General features: G+C 68.7%; 18 protein-coding genes. 3 read left to right on the top strand and 15 right to left on the bottom strand.

What is annotated here, in order from left to right; genetic code table 11:
• Positions 1-126: 126 nt before the first annotated feature.
• The 3 genes from lafA (at position 127) to PM1_RS13040 (ending at position 2,545) form a co-directional block, all read left to right on the top strand.
• On the top strand, positions 127-1,023 hold the full coding sequence (lafA, locus tag PM1_RS13050; RefSeq protein ID WP_009622753.1) for a lateral flagellin LafA: 897 nt from the start codon (positions 127-129) through the stop codon (positions 1,021-1,023).
• Between the two features lie 218 nt (positions 1,024-1,241).
• Complete coding sequence (locus PM1_RS13045; RefSeq protein ID WP_009622755.1) at positions 1,242-2,087, top strand: winged helix-turn-helix domain-containing protein; 846 nt, start codon at positions 1,242-1,244, stop codon at positions 2,085-2,087.
• Positions 2,084-2,545: a hypothetical protein gene (locus PM1_RS13040; protein ID WP_009622757.1), complete on the top strand. Its 462-nt coding sequence runs from the start codon at positions 2,084-2,086 to the stop codon at positions 2,543-2,545. Before PM1_RS13045 ends, PM1_RS13040 begins: the two co-directional genes overlap by 4 nt.
• A 208-nt stretch (positions 2,546-2,753) precedes the next feature.
• Here the strand turns inward: PM1_RS13040 and PM1_RS13035 are convergent, their stop codons facing one another.
• From PM1_RS13035 to fliF, 15 genes are all read right to left on the bottom strand, one after another.
• The gene (locus PM1_RS13035) at positions 2,754-3,698 is read right to left on the bottom strand and encodes an OmpA family protein (protein ID WP_009622759.1); all 945 of its coding nucleotides are present in this window, start codon (positions 3,696-3,698) and stop codon (positions 2,754-2,756) included.
• Positions 3,695-4,567, bottom strand: coding sequence for a flagellar motor stator protein MotA (motA, locus tag PM1_RS13030; protein WP_009622761.1), 873 nt, complete (start codon positions 4,565-4,567; stop codon positions 3,695-3,697). The genes PM1_RS13035 and motA overlap by 4 nt, the downstream gene beginning before the upstream one ends.
• A gap of 3 nt (positions 4,568-4,570) precedes the next feature.
• Positions 4,571-5,302, bottom strand: a complete 732-nt coding sequence (locus tag PM1_RS13025) for a FliA/WhiG family RNA polymerase sigma factor (RefSeq protein WP_009622762.1) — start codon at positions 5,300-5,302, stop codon at positions 4,571-4,573.
• A gap of 10 nt (positions 5,303-5,312) precedes the next feature.
• The gene (locus tag PM1_RS13020; RefSeq protein ID WP_009622764.1) at positions 5,313-5,798 is read right to left on the bottom strand and encodes a flagellar basal body-associated FliL family protein; all 486 of its coding nucleotides are present in this window, start codon (positions 5,796-5,798) and stop codon (positions 5,313-5,315) included.
• A gap of 40 nt (positions 5,799-5,838) precedes the next feature.
• Positions 5,839-6,951 (bottom strand): flagellar hook-length control protein FliK, encoded by a 1,113-nt coding sequence (locus PM1_RS13015; protein ID WP_009622766.1) that lies wholly within the window; start codon positions 6,949-6,951, stop codon positions 5,839-5,841.
• The gene (locus tag PM1_RS13010; RefSeq protein WP_009622770.1) at positions 6,948-7,271 is read right to left on the bottom strand and encodes a hypothetical protein; all 324 of its coding nucleotides are present in this window, start codon (positions 7,269-7,271) and stop codon (positions 6,948-6,950) included. Before PM1_RS13010 ends, PM1_RS13015 begins: the two co-directional genes overlap by 4 nt.
• Positions 7,255-7,650, bottom strand: coding sequence for a flagellar export chaperone FliS (gene fliS / locus PM1_RS13005; protein WP_009622771.1), 396 nt, complete (start codon positions 7,648-7,650; stop codon positions 7,255-7,257). Before fliS ends, PM1_RS13010 begins: the two co-directional genes overlap by 17 nt.
• The gene (gene fliD / locus PM1_RS13000; RefSeq protein ID WP_009622772.1) at positions 7,647-8,954 is read right to left on the bottom strand and encodes a flagellar filament capping protein FliD; all 1,308 of its coding nucleotides are present in this window, start codon (positions 8,952-8,954) and stop codon (positions 7,647-7,649) included. The genes fliS and fliD overlap by 4 nt, the downstream gene beginning before the upstream one ends.
• Positions 8,955-9,585: 631 nt before the next feature.
• The gene (flgN, locus tag PM1_RS12995) at positions 9,586-10,026 is read right to left on the bottom strand and encodes a flagellar protein FlgN (protein WP_009622773.1); all 441 of its coding nucleotides are present in this window, start codon (positions 10,024-10,026) and stop codon (positions 9,586-9,588) included.
• Positions 10,023-10,304, bottom strand: coding sequence for a flagellar biosynthesis anti-sigma factor FlgM (gene flgM / locus PM1_RS12990; protein WP_009622774.1), 282 nt, complete (start codon positions 10,302-10,304; stop codon positions 10,023-10,025). Before flgM ends, flgN begins: the two co-directional genes overlap by 4 nt.
• A 71-nt stretch (positions 10,305-10,375) precedes the next feature.
• The gene (locus PM1_RS12985; RefSeq protein ID WP_009622775.1) at positions 10,376-10,801 is read right to left on the bottom strand and encodes a flagellar FliJ family protein; all 426 of its coding nucleotides are present in this window, start codon (positions 10,799-10,801) and stop codon (positions 10,376-10,378) included.
• Positions 10,798-12,132 (bottom strand): flagellar protein export ATPase FliI, encoded by a 1,335-nt coding sequence (fliI, locus tag PM1_RS12980; protein WP_009622777.1) that lies wholly within the window; start codon positions 12,130-12,132, stop codon positions 10,798-10,800. Before fliI ends, PM1_RS12985 begins: the two co-directional genes overlap by 4 nt.
• A 2-nt stretch (positions 12,133-12,134) precedes the next feature.
• The gene (gene fliH, locus PM1_RS12975) at positions 12,135-12,830 is read right to left on the bottom strand and encodes a flagellar assembly protein FliH (protein WP_009622779.1); all 696 of its coding nucleotides are present in this window, start codon (positions 12,828-12,830) and stop codon (positions 12,135-12,137) included.
• A gap of 7 nt (positions 12,831-12,837) precedes the next feature.
• Complete coding sequence (locus tag PM1_RS12970) at positions 12,838-13,881, bottom strand: FliG C-terminal domain-containing protein (RefSeq protein WP_009622780.1); 1,044 nt, start codon at positions 13,879-13,881, stop codon at positions 12,838-12,840.
• Complete coding sequence (gene fliF / locus PM1_RS12965; RefSeq protein WP_009622783.1) at positions 13,853-15,535, bottom strand: flagellar basal-body MS-ring/collar protein FliF; 1,683 nt, start codon at positions 15,533-15,535, stop codon at positions 13,853-13,855. The genes PM1_RS12970 and fliF overlap by 29 nt, the downstream gene beginning before the upstream one ends.
• Positions 15,536-15,546: the final 11 nt, after the last annotated feature.

Below are 15,546 nucleotides of genomic sequence, written 5' to 3'. Positions count from 1 at the left end.
CCTCTTCCCGCCTCCCGCAAGAATTTCTCGAATCGGCCCTTAAGCCCTTTTCCATCCCGGTCGCCCTACCCCTTCAGCAGGCGATCAAAGCCGGCTTTACACAAGCCCAATCCGAGGATTCATTCCATGGCTCTGTCGATCCATACCAACTATTCCGCCCTGACCACCCAGACCAACCTGAACAAGACCAACGCCAAGCTGGCCACCAACCAGCAGCGCCTGGGCACCGGTTACCGCGTGAACAGCGCCGCCGACGACGCCGCCGGCCTGCAGATCGCCACCCGCCTGGACGCCCAGTCCCGCGGCATGGCCGTGGCCACCCGCAACGTCAACGACTCCGTGTCCCTGCTGCAGACCGCCGAAGGCGCCTTCAGCGAAATGACCGACATCGTCCAGCGCATGAAGGACCTGGCCACCCAGTCCTCCAACGGCACCAACAGCTCCAAGGACCAGGACTCCATGCAGTCCGAGTACGACGAGCTGGGCAAAGAGCTGGCCAACATCATGAAGAACACCAGCTACGCCGGCGACAAGCTGTTCAGCGACGGCACCAAGGTCGACGGCAGCGACGGCAAGTTCTCCGCCGCCATCAACTTCCAGATCGGTGCCAGCAGCGCCGAGACGCTGGAAGTGAACGCCTCCAGCAACCTGACCGACGTCGCCACCAAGCTCAGCGACATCTCCTCGGTCTACGCCGCCAGCGGCGCAGCCACCGCCGCCAGCGGCAGCGAACTGAGCGCGGCCAACGCCAACGGCATGATCGACAAGCTGAGCACCGCCCTGGACAGCATCGGCACCCTGCGCGCCCAGTTCGGCGCCAACATTAACCGCCTGAACCACACCGCCAACAACCTGGCCAACATGAAGGACAACACCGACGTGGCCAAGGGCACCATCATGGACGCCGACTTCGCCTCCGAATCGGCCGCCATGACCAAGAACAGCATGCTGATGCAGTCCGGCATCTCCATGCTCAAGCAGGCCGGCCAGATGCCGGGCATGGTCATGTCCCTGCTGGGCTGATCCGCCCCGCGCAACTGACCGAAAGCAAACGCCCCGACCCGTTCGGGGCGTTTGCCGTTGGGGCCGGGGAATCCGGCGACGCGAGTGGAATTAGCAATCTGTCAAGCAAGAAAGGTATAGAAATGGGACTTGTCTCTACATTTTATTGACGCCAGAATGTCGTCCCTCTTCATCAGAACCGATACGAATTCGTACAGGGACAGGCCGCCAGACGCTTCATGGACATGATTCAGATCACGCCCGTCGCCGACGCCCGCCCCCTTCCCGCCCGCCTCATCCGTACCGGCCTGGCCGACGGTTGCCTCGCCCACTTCCAGCCCGAGCTGTACCAGTTGGTGCTGCAGCGCGAGGGTTTCGAGGAAAAGGTCGAGCTGGGCTTCTCCGGCAGCCGCCTGCTCGAACGCCTGCTGCGCGAACCCGGCGAGGTGGTGGCGCGCGACGAATTGCTGGCCCACGCCTGGAGCGACCGGGTGGTCGGCCAGGGCAGCCTCAACCAGCAGATCTACACGCTGCGGCAGATACTCGGCGACGAGAAGCGCCGCGAGATCATCCAGACCCTGCCGCGCCGCGGCTACATGCTCAACCCGCGCTTCGCCGTGCGCGCACCGGTCGAAGCCGAGGACGCGCCCCTCCCCGATCAGGAACCGGCCCCGGCCGCCATGCCCGCCACCCCGCCGCTGCGTCCGGCCCGCCGCTGGCGCAGGCCCGAGCTGCTGGCCGTGGCGGCGCCGCTGCTGCTGGTCGGGCTGGCCCTGGCCGCCACGCTGCACTATGCCCTGCAGCGAACCCAGGACCTGCGCGCGGACCTGGACATCGGCAACAAGCATTTCACCTATTTCGATGCGCGCGCCCAGGGCCTGGCCCAGCTGCGCGAGCGCACCGGCGCCCTGAGCGCGCGCCTGGCCGCGCTGAGCGAGCAGCCCGCGCAATTCACCCTGTCGCGCCATGCCGGCTTCTACGAAGTGGCCTGCAGCAGCGCCCAGGCCTCCACTCGCCTGCTGCTGATCCACCAGGACCAGCTCGCCCGCCTGGGCGACGAGCAACTGCGGAGCTGCCTGCCATGAAGCGTCTGCACCTGCTCGCCGGCAGCGCAATGCTGAGCCTGGGCCTGTTCAGCGGGATGACCGCCACCTGGCTCAACTACCGCTCCGCCAGCGAGTTCGACGGCCGCTACCGCAGCAGCGGCCAGCTGATCCTCGCCGACGGCCGCGTCCTGCGCCTGGAGCACAGCCTGCTGCTGCGCGACGGCCGCTTCTATGCGGTGACGCGCCAAGGCGATACCGTGCAGAAGACCTCCGGCCACGTCGAGTCGGGCTTCCTCGACCACCTGCGCCTGCGCGTGGAAAAGAGCGAGCTGGCCGAACTGCAGCAGGCCGCGCAGCTGGACAACGAGCTGCTGTTCAACCTGCTCTACGGCAGCGACAACGACAGCGTGCTCAACCTGCAGCCCCACGGCGACTGCCTGTTAGCCGAGGAAACCCGCCAGCTCTATTGTACCGAGCGCTTCGCCGGCGAACCTTGAGAACCTATCCACGATCTGCTGCGCGTCGGCATAACTGCGTTAAAAACAGGCGAGTGATGCTCATTTAGCGGACTAAACTCGAACGCGAGCCCGATGCCTCCCTCGCCTGTTTGACTCGCTGCGCTCGCCCTTCGGCTGTTACTCCCGCTGGTCGTTGCGCCTTGTTCTGCTCTAGCTCGCGAGATCGTGAACAGGCTCTAAAGAACCATCAAGGCTTGGCCGCAGAGGCCCCCTGCCCACCACTGAACTTCGCCCCCTCGGAACCAACCTGCACACGCGCCTGTTCGTCGCTGAACAACTGGCGGTACAACTGCTCGGCGCTGTCGGTCAGCAGCAGCAGTTCGATGCGGCGGTTGGCGCCGTTCTGCGGGTCCTCCGGCAGCAGCGGCATGCCGTCGGCCTGGGCGGTCACCTGGAGCACGTTGTTCGCCGGCAGGCCGGCATCCACCAGCACGTTGCGCGCTTGCAGGGCGCGGTCGCCGGAGAGATTCCAGTTGTTGTAGCCGTTGGCCCCGCGGTAGGGCACGGCATCGGTGTGGCCGCTGAGGATCAGGCGGTTGTCGACCTTCGCCAGCACGCCGCCCAGGGCCGCCAGCAGTGTGCGGAAATGTGGATCGAGGATGGCGCTGCCGCGGGGGAACATGAAGCGCTTGGGGTCGTCCTTGATCAGCACGCGCAGGCCCTGGGGCACCACCTTGACCTCGATGTTGGCCAGCGCGTCGGTCTGTGCGGACACCGCGCGGATCAGCGCCGCCAGCTCCTGCAGGTCGACGCTGGAATCGTAGTGGCGCGGCTCGCTGCCCTCGCCCGGCTGGCTGCCGTCGACGCTGGCGCGGGTGCCCTCGGGCGTGCGCGGCGGGTTCTGCGGCTGCACCGGCATGGGCAGGCCGTCCAGTTCCACCGGCGTGCGGCTGGAGCCGTCGAACACCCCGGCGCCGCCGTCCACCAGCGGGTTGCTCTGCAGGTCGCCCACCGCCGGGTTCTGCACCACGCTGCGCGGCTGCACGATCCACAGCACCATGAACAGCGCCATCATCGCCAGGGTGAAGTCGGCGAAGGCCACCTTCCAGGCGGAGCTGTGCTCCTCGGCGTGGCCCTTCTTGCCGCGCCGCTTGATGATGACTTCGTGGGGCTGCTCGCCACGCTTCCTCATGCCGCTTCCCTTTCATCCTCGTACTGGTTGACCCAGGTCTCGAGCTGGCGGAAGGCCGGCTTGACGTCCTGCTCGATCAGCTTGCGCCCGGCGTCCACCGCCAGCAGCGTGGGCTTGCCGGCGACGTGGGCGACCAGGGTGGTGCGCACGCATTCCAGCGCCGAGAGTTCGGTCTTCACCCGCTGGGCCATGGCGTTGGACAGCGGGTCGAGCAGGCAGTAGCAGAAGAAGATGCCGAGGAAGGTGCCCACCAGCGCCGCGGCCACATGGGCGCCCACCTCGCCGATGGTGCCGCCGATGCTGCCCATGGTGATGATGATGCCCATGATCGCCGCCAGGATGCCGAAGCCGGGCATGGCCTCGCCGACCTTGTGCAGCGACTTCGACGGCTGCAGCAGGGCGTGCTCCATGGCGTCCAGCTCCTGTTCGAGGAAGCCTTCCAGCTCGTGGGCGCTGATCTTGCCCATGGCCATCAGGCGGAAGTTGTCGGCGATGAAGGCCATCAGGTTCCTTTCCTGGAGGATCAGCGGGTAGCGGGCGAACAGCTCACTCTGCTCCGGCTCCTCGATGTGCTCGTCGAGCACCTTCAGGCCGCCCACCTCGACCATCTCCAGCAGCTGGTAGAGCAGCATCAGCAACTGGCGCTGGAACTCCTCGCCGCGGCGCTTGTAGACGAACACGCCCTTGACCTGGGAAAGCATCTCCAGCAGCACTTCGCGCGGGTTGGCCACCACCAGGCTGCCCAGGCCGGCGCCGAGGATGATGACCACCTCGGCCGGCTGCCAGAGCACGCCCATGTCGCCGTTGGCCATGGCGTAGCCGCCCAGGACGCAGGCGACGATGATCAGCGCGCCTATGACTTTCTGCATGATTCAGCTTCTCTCGCTCAGGTAGCGGCAGGCCTTGTTCAGTGCCTGCTTGCTCAGTTGACAGACCCGGGCGTCGCTCACGTCGAGCACCAGGGCGATTTCCTTCAGGCTCAGCTCGTGCTGGTAGTACAGCGTCAGCACCAGGCGCTCGCGCTCGTTGAGCTGCGCCAGGGCCTGGGCCAACATGCGCTCGCGCAGCACTCGCGCCTCCAGCGCCGACTCGCCGTCCACCAGGTTCTCCAGGCCTTCGCCGAGCAGCGCGTCGAGGCTCTCGATAGCCTCGCAGGCCTCGGCCTGCAGGTAGTCCTGGTAGGCGCGCTCGTCGAGCCCGGTGTGGGCGAGGATTTCCTTGTCCGTGGGCACCCGTCCCAGGCGCCGGGCCAGCTCGCGGATGCCGTCGCGCACCTTGTGCGCCTGCAGCCGCACCTGGCGCGGACGCCAGTCCTGGCGGCGCAGCTCGTCGAGGATGGCGCCGCGGATGCGCAGCACGGCGAAGCCGGCGAACTGCTCGTCGGGCGTGCCGTAGCGGCGCAGGCTTTCCAGCAGGCCCATCAGGCCGATCTGCTCCATGTCCTCGCGGTCCAGCACCTGGTTGGCCTGCAGCGACAGCTGGCTGACCACCCGCCGCACCAGCGGCAGGTAGCGCATCAGCCATTGCTGCTCGGCGCCCGGGGCGAAGGCCGGGTGGCCCGCCTCGGCGGGGTTGCGGTAGTCGAGGGCGCAGTGGGCGTTCATGGGCGGGCCCCTATTGCACGATCAGCTTGCTGACCAGCACGTGCTGGAAGGGCGCGGCCACCTTGCGCGTGGCGAAGTCGGCCAGCAGCACCTGCTCCAGCTCGCCCTGCAGCGCCGGGATGCTCTTGCCGCGCAGCTGCTCGTAGGTCAGCGCGGACAGGTGCGCCACCGCCGAGTTGCGCACCACGGGGTCGATCTGCTGCAGCTTCTTCTGCTCGGTGCCCAGCTCGGCCTGCAGCACCAGGTCAAGCACGAAGTAGTGCTCGCGGCCATCGCTGCCCGGCAGGCTGACGATGATCTTGTTGACCGGGAAGAACTCGTATTCGCCCGGCGCTTCCTCTTCCTGCGCCGCGTCCTGCCCGGCGCCGGCCGCCTCGCCGGCCTTGGCCTGGGCGGCCAGCAGCGGGCGCGCCAGGTACCAGGTGCCGGCCACGCCACCGGCGGCGATCAGCAGATTCAGAACAGTGAACAACAACATGATGCGGCGCATCGTCATGACGGTTTCCCGATCCTCGGTTTGCATTGATTGCCCGGCGCTAGACGGTGACCAGCACGTCGCCCGGGCGGCGTGCGTCGTCCGGCGCCGCTTCGGGTTCCAGAACTGCCGCGCGGCTCGGCGCATCGTCCAGCCAGGGCGCCGGGCGTCCCTGCTGGGCCTGTTGCTGTTGCGCCTGCTGCTGGCCGGCGCGGCCGTCGGAGACCTGCACCTCCACCGGCTGCTGGCTGGCCCCGGCGATGTCCTGGCGCAGGCGTTCGGCGCCCTGCTGCAGCAGGCGCGCGACGTCGCCCTGGGCGGCGTGGATCTGCACCGTCAGGCCGGCGTTGTCCCGGCTCAGGTAGATCTCCAGGCGCCCCAGCTCCGGCGGGTCCAGGCGGATGGCGGCGCTCTGCTGGTTGTGCCGCAATTGCAGTTCGACGTTGTCGCGCAGGGCATTGAGCAACTGTTCGCCCCAGCGCTCGGCCGGCGCCTGCAGGTTCAACTGGCGCTCGGGCACGTGGCTGGCCGGCAGCGGCTGGGCATCGTTCGCCACGGCCGGGGCGTTCGCCTGCACCGACGCAGCGCTCGGCTGCGCCTGGCCGGCAAGCTTGTCGAGCTGGCTGCGCAGCAGTTCGTCGCCGGCGCTTTCGGTATTCGCCGGCGGCGCTTCCTCGGCCTTGGCCGGCAGCGCCAGGCTCGGCAGCGGCTGGCCCTGGGCCGGCGTCGGCGCGGCCTCGACCACGCCCTGGGGCAATTGCGGCAGCGGCAGGTTGGCGGGCAAGCCACGGGATATCGGGGCGCTCGCGGCATCGCCGGCCTGTCCGGCATCGCGGGCCTGCAGTGTCACCTCGCGCTGGCCGAGCATGCTGGCCAGCCATTGCTCGGCGCCCGGCAAGGCGCCCAGGCTCGGGTCGGGCTGCGGTTGTGCGTCCTGCGATACGGCCGGGTCGGCGGGGGTCGATGGCGTTTCCGCCGGCGCCTCGGCCGCTTCCGCGCCCTTGGCCAATTGCGCGGCGAAGGCCGGCAGCACCTCGCCCGCCGCCTCCGAGCCCCTGGCGGCAACACCTTCGGCCATCTGCCCGGCGCCCATGGCGGCCACGGCCGGCAGGGGCGCGTCCTTGCCCGGCGCGGCGTCCGCGGCCAGGCGGCTGTTCAGCTGCAACACTGTCATCTCCCGGCCAGCAGGCGGTCTATCTGCATGTAGGCGGAGCGTCCTTCGGCGTACTCCAGGTGGCTCGCCAGCAACTGGCGCAGGCGCTCCACCTCCTGCGCGCAGGCGCGCCGCGCCTGCTCGTGCAACTGCTGCAAACGGCGCTTGGCCTCCATGCCGGCGGCGTCCAGCGAGGGGCCGGCGGCCAGGCGTTCGAGCAGCGCGCGGATGGCGCCGTCGACCTCGCCCAGGTTCGCCCACTCGCCGCGCGCCAGCACCTCGCCCAGGCGCGCGTGGAGGCTGCGCAGCGCGTGCACGCGCGGGTCAGCCACGGGCGGCATGGACACCGGCCCAGCCTTCGCGCAGGGTGCCGAGCAGGCCGGCCACCTCGTCCAGGCCCTCCAGCGACAGGTTCACGCTGACGTCCGAGAGGCGGTAGATGCAGTAGTCGTAGAGCCGCGCCAGGTCCTGCACCACCTGCCCGCCGGCCTCGTAGTCGAGGGCGCTGGACAGGCCGTTGAGGATGTTCATGCACTTGTCCAGGGAGCGGCCCTTGTGCTGGAAGCGCTTGGCCTCGATATGCCCGCGGGCGCGGGCCAGTTCGTCGAGCAGGCCGTCGAACAGCACCAGCACCAGCTCGTAGGGCGACGCCGCGGCGGCGCGCGCCTCCAGGTCCGTGGTGCGGTAGCTGTCGTAGCCTTCGTTCATCGAATAGGTCATGTGAACATGCTGGAGGTCTGGTCCATGGAATTCATGACTTGCATGAGGTTGGTGTACTGCTTGAGGTAGCGCGCGTACGAGTTGTTGTAGCGCGTCTGCAGGTCGTCGAACTGGTCGTCGATGTCGGCCAGCTTGTCGTTCAGGCTGTTCACCCGCGAGGTCAGCAGGCCGCTGGTGGAGCTGGTGTAGGTCTTGAGCGCACTGCTCAGGCTGTCGATCAGGTTGCCCTTGTCGCTGAACAACTGCTCGAAGCCGTCGGCGTTCTGCGCCAGGGCCTTCTCCAGCTTGCTGCTGTCGAGGGTCAGCTTGCCGCTGCTGTCGGCGCTGACGCCGTAGCCGATCAGGTTGACGCCGCCGAAGCTGGTGCGGATCAGGCCGTTGACCGCCGACTTGATCGCCTGCACCGCCGAGTCTCCGGCCAGCGCGCCGCGGGTTGTGCTGCCGCTGCCGCTGGCGGTCAGCGTGCCGATGCTGCTCATCAGGGTGTTGTAGGCATCCAGGAAGCCCTGCAGCTTCTTGGTGGTGGCGTCCTTGTCGCGGCCGATGTCGAGGCTCAGCGGCGCCTCGGCCGGGTCGCTGACCTTGGTGAAGGTCAGGCTCACGCCGTCGATGGCCTTGTCGAAGGTGTTGCTGGCGTTGCGCAGCTCGATGCCGCCCTGCCCGCCCAGGTAGACGATGGCGTCTTGGGCGCTGGAAAGCTGCTTGCGGGCATCGATGGAGCCCTGCATCGCGGCATTGCTGCTGGACAGAGTGATGGCCTGGTCCTCGCCGCTCTCGTCGCTGGTCAGCACCAGGTTCACCGCGCCGTCGCTGCGCACCAGGGTGGCCTTGACCCCGGTGTTGTCGGAAGCGCCGTTGATGGCCGAAGCCAGGGCGCTGAGGCTGGTGATGCCGCTCATGTCGATCCTGAAGCTGTCGCTGCCCTGGCCGATGGTCAGCTCGCCGCTGCCCAGGTCGCCATCGCTCAGGCCCTGCAGGGCCACCTGGTCCTTGGTCGCCAGTTGCTTGACGAAGAACTGGTAGCTGCCGGAAACCGCGGTGGAGCCGACGCTGGCGGTGGCATAGCCCTCGGCGCTGAAGGTGGCGCTGTTGACCAGCATGTTGCTGGTGCTGCTGGAACTGCTCTTGAGCCCACTGACCGCCGAGGAAAAGGTGCTCAGCGCCGACTTCAGCTGGGTGACCGCGGACAGCTCGCTGTTGTAGCTGGTCTTGTTGCGGTTCAGCCGCGTCTGCGATGCCTGGATGTCGTACTGGGCCAGCTGGGTCGCCATCTGCTGGACGTAATCGGAATCTATGGTTGCCATGGTCGGGTACCCCTTTGCGAGCCTGGGAGCAATATCGGTGCCAACGCCTGGAAGGCCCGTATTCCGGGCGTTGCGGGCAAAGGCGAGGTGAAAGGACGCTTCCGCACGGAGGAACCGGAAGCCGGGCCGGAAATGTCGTTTCCGCCTGGCGGTGCGGGAGGTGCTTTGCTTTCAAGGCGACCGTTGGGTCGGGTGGGTTAAGTGGGGGAAGGTTTTTCGAAGAGTGCAAACCGGTTACTCAGGTGCGCGGTGGATATTCCGCCCCCTCTCCCCAACCCTCTCCCTGAAGGGAGAGGGGGCTGTCCTCTGCGCGCTGCGGGTTCGGCGTGATCCTGTGACTGCAGTTTGCTCGCGAACCTTGTAGTCACTGGGTTATTCCCCTTCGGGCCAACGCAAGCGCTGTTCGCGATGGAGCCGCGTCCCGCGTTCGCGGGAATGACGGGGATGGTAAGGAGCATCAGGATGACTCCGGACTCTCCGGCAGCTCAGGACGGCCCCCTCTCCCTCTGGGAGAGGGCTGGGGTGAGGGTGCTTTTGATCGCGAGCAAGAACTAGGCGTCCCCCTCGCTCCTACGAAAAGCCCTTCGCCAGGCAAAAAAACGGCGCCCGAAGGCGCCGCGAGAGGAAAACCTCAATACTCCGGCGAATACACCCCGTGCCCGCCCTGCCCCGCCAGCAGTTGGCCGATGATCTCGTTGTGCATCGCCAGCAGGCGGCCGTTGCGTTCGTTGAGCAGGCGGCATTCTTCCACCTGCTCGGCCAGCGCCTGCCAGTCGCGCTGCAGGGCCTGGCGGCCGGCGCCGGGGAAGTGTTCGAGCAGGCGCTGCATGCCGGCGCGGCCGATGTCCAGGCCGAAGGCCTGGAGCACCTTGGCGCGGCGTTCGGCGCGTTGGCGCACGGCTTCCACCAGTTCGCCGATGCGGGTGTTGCTGCGGGCGATGGCCTCGCTGTCGCGGGCCAGCAGTTGGTCGTGCAGGTCCAGCAGTGCGCTGCGCAGGTACAGGTAGTCCGCGCGGTCGAGGCGGATGTCGGCCTCGATCAGTTGCAGCAGGCGGGCGCGTCTTTCGCTCATGCACCGCCGCCGTGGAAGTCGAGCATGCTGCGCGACAGCGCCTCGGGGTCGAGGGAGACTTCGCCGCGGGCCAGGGCGTCGCGGATCGCGGCGACCTTGTCCAGGTCCACTTCCGGCAGCGCGCCCAGGGTTTCCTGGACCTGCTCCAGCGGCAGCGCGCCGCTGCCGGCCGGCGCCTGGGCGGCGGGGCGCGCGGCTTCCTCGCGCGGGCTGCGCTGGGGTGCGGCGCTCTGCACGGGGGCGCCGATGACGGGCTTGAGTTGCCGGGTGATTTCCATGTTCGCGTCCAGAAAAAAGGGGTTCTACCGACCGACAGGCGACCGGCTCGGCGAAGAACTTAAATGCTGCCTCATGCGCCCTGGCTCCGCCACCAGCTCTGCGCCGCCAGGCCATCCTGGATCTTCTGCTCCTGGCGCGCCAGTTGCGTCTGCCATTGCTCCAGGCGCGATTCGATGACCTGCTCCAGCACCTTCTCGCCGCGCATGGCCTGCAGCAGCTCGCCCTGGATGCGCTCCAGGGTCTGCTCGGCCACCTCCAGCTCGCGCTTCTGCAGGGCCAGCATCCTGAACAGCGTGGCCTTGTACTGCTGCTGGTTGCCGCGCTGCAGCTCGGTGCTGGTGGGCACCACGAAGCCGCACAGGCGCGTCAGGCCGGTGATGTTGTTGCGGTAGCGCTGGCACAGGCCGCGCTGGTAGTTCACCCGGCCGAGCATCTCGCGCACGCGGTTGCTCCGCACGCTGGCCAGGCGGCGCAGGGTGTCGATCTGTTCCTTCATAGCCGCAGGGCCTGTTGCAGGTGGTCGAGGCTGGCGGCCAGGTCGGCGCCTTCGTTGACTTCCTGGCGCAGGAAGCGCTCCAGCGCCGGGGCCAGTTGCACGGCGCGGTCGGTGCGGGCGTCCAGGCCGGCGGTGTAGCCGCCCAGGGGGATGAGTTCGCGGATTTTCTCGTAGCTGCCGTGCAGTTCCTTGAACTGCCGCGCCGCGCGCAGGTGCGCCGGCTCGCCGACCTGGGCCATGCAGCGGCTGACCGAGGCGCCGATGTCGATGGCCGGGTAGTGGCCAACGTCGGCCAGCCGGCGCGACAGCACGATGTGGCCGTCGAGGATGGCGCGGGCGCTGTCGGCGATCGGGTCCTGCTGGTCGTCGCCCTCGGCCAGCACCGTGTACAGCGCGCTCAGGCTGCCGCTGCCGGCCACGCCGTTGCCGGCGCTTTCCACCAGTTCCGGGAGCATGCCGAACACCGACGGCGGGTAGCCCTTGGTGGCCGGCGGCTCGCCCAGGGCCAGGGCGATCTCGCGCTGGGCCATGGCGTAGCGTGTCAGCGAATCCACCAGCAGCAGCACGTCGCGGCCCTGGTCGCGGAAGTAGGCGGCGATGCTGTGGCACAGCTCGGTGGCCTTCAGGCGCATCAGCGGCGACTCGTTGGCCGGCGCCACCACCACCACGGCCTTGCGCCGGCCTTCCTCGCCGAGGGAGTGCTGGATGAATTCCTGCACCTCGCGGCCGCGCTCGCCGATCAAGCCGACCACCACCACTTCGGCCTTGGTCTGCCGGGTGATCATGCCCAGCAGCACGCTCTTGCCCACCCCGCTGCCGGCGAACAAGCCGACGCGCTGGCCCTTGCCGAGGGTCAGCAGGGCGTTGATGGCGCGCACGCCGACGTCCAGCGCCTCGGTCACCGGGCGGCGCTTGAGCGGGTTGACCGTGGGCAACTGCGCCGAGAGCGCGTCACGCCCGCCCAGGCGGCCGCGTTCGTCCAAGGGTTCGCCGAGGCCGTTGACCACCCGCCCCAGCCAGGATTCGTCGATGCGTAGCGCGGCCTGTTCCTCGGCCGGGAACACCCGCGAGCCGGCGGCCAGGCCCACCGGCTTCTTGAACGGCATCAGGTAGGTGGTGTCGCGGTTGAAGCCGACCACCTGGGCGTCCAGCAGGCTGCCGTCGGCCTGTTCCACCAGGCAGCGCTGGCCGGTGGCGCGGCGGCAGCCGAGGCTTTCCAGCAGCAGCCCGGAGACGCGCACCAGGCGCCCGCTGACCTTGGCCAACTGCACCGAGTCCAGCGAGCGCAGGGCCTGGTCGACGTCGAGGCTGAAGCTTTTGCCCAGGGCCATCGTCAGTCGTCGCCCAGCAGGTGTTCGCCGAGCACCTGCATGCAGCTGTCCAGGCGTTGCTGGCAACCGATGTCGGTTTCTTCCTCGGCGGTGAGCAGGCGGCATTCGCCCAGGGCCAGGCGCTCGTCGGGCACCAGGCGCCAGGCGGCGGCGCGTTCCGGCGCCAGCTCGCGGATGCGCGCGCATTCCTCGGGGTTGAGCAGCAGCTGCACGCTGTCCGGCTGTTCCGGCATGGCCGCCAGGGCCTCGTCGGCCAGGCTCAGTAGTTGCGTGGGGTGCAGCGTCAGCTCGCAGCGGATGACCTGCCGCGCCACCTTCTGCACCAGTTCCAGCAGTTGTTCGCGGCGCTGCGCCTCGAAGGCCTCGGCGAAGCGGCGGAATTCCTCGCACAGCCTGTCCAGCGGCTGGGCGGCGGTCTCGAAGACGCGGCGGCCCTCCTCGCGGCCTTCCTCGCGCCCCTGGCGCAGGCCTTCCTGACGGCCCAGGCGCAAGCCCTCTTCATGGCCGGCCTCGCGGCCCTGCTCCAGGCCTTCGCGGTAGCCCTTGTCGCTGCCCTGCTGGTAGCCGTCGGCCACCGCCTTCTGCAGCTCGGCCGGGTCGCCGCCCTGCCATTGCTCCTGCAACGCCCCGCTGCAACGCGGCGGGAAGCGGTACGGCCGCCAGTCGCGGGCGCCGCCGCGGATCACCTTGACCGTCATGGGCGCCTCACTCCACCGTCTGTTCGCGGAACAGCTGCAACTGGATCTCGCCTTCGGCGGCCAGCTCGCGAACCATCGCCATGATGTCGCGGCGCACCTGCTCGACGCGGCTCAGCGGCACCGGGCCCTGGCGGCGCTTGATGGCGTCCATCTGCTGCGCCTGGCGCTTGGGCATGGCGCCCTGGATGGCCTTGACCAGCGCCGGCTCCGCGCCCTTGAGCGCCACCACCCACTCCTCCAGGGGAATGGCTTCGAGCAGCGCCTGCAGGGTGTCCTGGCTTTGCCGGGAGAGGATGAAGAAGTCGTACATCTCTTCCTCGATGCGCTCCACCAGGCCGGAGTCGTGGCTGCGCAGCAGCTCGAACATCTGGTTCCGGTCGCCCTTGAAGCGGTTCATGATGTCCGCCGCCTGCTTGATGCCGCGCACCTGCGAGCCCTGGGTGGAGAGCACCGCCAGGCTGCGGTCGATCAGTTGTTCCAGCTCGGCGATAACCTCGCCGCTGACCTCGCTGAGGTTGGCGATGCGGTATAGCAGCTCGTCCTGACGCTCGGCCGGCAGGCATTCGAGCACCTGGCTGGCCATGGACGGCGGCAGGAAGGCGAGGAACACCGCCTGCATCTGTGCGTGTTCGTTGGCGATGAGGGCGGCGAACTGCTTGGGGTCCAGCCATTCCAGGCGGGCCATGCGGGCGCGGATTTCCTCGCCGTAGATGCTGTCCAGCAGGCTGCGGGTGATGTCGCTGCCCAGGGCCTTGCCGAGCATGCCGGCGAGGTAGCCGCGGGAGGCGCCCTTGATGCTGCTCTGCTCCTTGTAGTCCTCGAAGAAGCGGCCGATCACGTCCGACACCATGGGCAGCTTGACGTTGTTCAGCCGCGCCATGGCCTGGCTGATGCTGATGATTTCCTCGCGGGAGAAGTGCCGCAGCACCCCGGCCGAGGTCTCGTCGCCCATGCTCAGCATGAGGATCGCCGCCTGCTCCATGGAGCTCATGGCGCGCCGGCGCACCGGCACGCGCGCTTCGTCAGCCGACGGGGTTGAGGTCTCGCTCATTGCGCCCTATCCATTGCTTGATCACTTCGGAGACCCGCTCGGGATCGTTCTTGGCGAGCATCTGCAGGTGCTCGATCTGGTGTTCCAGGCCCGAGCCCGGCGCCGGCAGGCGGATTTCCGAGAGCGGGTTGAGTTCGCTGAACACGCCCAGGGCGCGCGGCGCATCGCCCACCCGCGCCAGCAGGCGTTCGCCGTGCTCGTTGCCCAGCAATGTGCCCAGGCCCTCCTCGCCCGCGGCCGGCGCCGGCTTGCGCTGGGTCAGGCTGCGCACCGCGGGGCGCACCACCAGCAGCAGCAACAGCAGGCTGACCAGGCCGAACATGCCCAGGCGCACCCAGCCCTGCAGCTGGGCGTCGTCCCACCAGCGCACAGGTTCGTCCAGCGGCGCGGCGGCGACGAAGGGCAGCACCGAGACCGACAGGCTGTCGCCGCGCGCAGCGTTGAAGCCCACGGCGTTCTTCACCGCCAGTTCCAGCTGCTTGCGGGTTTCCTCGCTCCAGCCGCCCTCGGGGGCCGCGGCGGCGTTGATCATCACCGCCACGCTCTGCTGGCGCAGGTTGAAGGGCGCGTGCTTGACGTGGGTGATGTTCTGGTCGTAGTCGAGCTGGCGGTTGGATTCCTTGCGCTGCGAGGTGGCCGCCTTGTCCTGGGTGTTGCTGGCCTGGGCGGCGCCGGCCTGGGCGTTGCCCTGGCCCTGCTGTGGCTCCGGCGGCTTGACCGGCGCGCGGTTGCTCAGCGAGCCGGGCACGCCCAGGGCCAGTTCGTCCAGGGTGCTGTCGTCGCGCAGGGTCTCGCGGCGCAGGCGCGGCGTGTCGCCGTAGCTCTGCAGCGTCTCTTCCTTCTGGCTGAAGTCGATGTCGGCGGCCACGCTGACGCGATAGTTGCCCGGCCCGACGATGGGCGCCAGCACCTGCTCGACGTTGGCCACCGCCTTCTGCTGGAAGTCATCCACCAGCTGGCCGTTCTGCTGCGCCCCGCCCCAGGCGGCGAGCCCGCGGGAGAGCAGCACGCCGTGCTGGTCGACCACGCTGACGTTCTCCGGCTGCAGCTGCGGCACGCTGTTGGCCACCAGGTTGACCACCGCCGCCACCTGCTCCGGCTTGGGCCGGAAGCCCGGGGCCAGCTGCAGCATCACCGAGGCCTTGGCCGGCTCGCGCTGGCTGACCACGAAGGAGCTCTGCTGGTCAATGGCCAGGTGCACGCGGGCCTGCTGCACCCCTTCCATGGCCATCACGGTGCGCGCCAGCTCGCCTTCCAGGCTGCGCTTCAGGCGCACGTCCTGGACGAACTGGCTGGTGCCCAGCGGCTCGTCCTTGTCGAACAGTTCGTAGCCGGCCGGCACCGCGACCTTCACGCCCTTGGCCGCCAGCAACATGCGCGCCCGCGCCAGCTGGTCGTCGCGCACCAGCACCTGGCCGCTCTGCGGGTGCAGGCGGTAGGCGATGCTGTCGGCGTCCAGCACCTGCATCACCTCGGCCGCCGGGTAGGCTTCGCCGGCGCCGTACAGCGGGTGGAAGGCGCCCTGGTCGCGCCACAGGTACCAGGTGCTGCCCAGGGCCAGCAGCGCGGCGCCGCCGGCCAGGCCCAGCAGGCTCAGGCGCGGGTCCAGGCGCAGCTTGCCCAGGGGCAGGCGGTCTTTGATCTTCTGCAGCACGGTTCAGCCCT

The sequence above is a fragment of the Pseudomonas sp. M1 genome (assembly GCF_022760135.1).
Taxonomy (GTDB): domain Bacteria; phylum Pseudomonadota; class Gammaproteobacteria; order Pseudomonadales; family Pseudomonadaceae; genus Pseudomonas; species Pseudomonas citronellolis.
The sequence above is the reverse complement of the archived record's forward strand: the minus strand, read 5'-3'. Positions and strand labels throughout refer to the sequence as shown.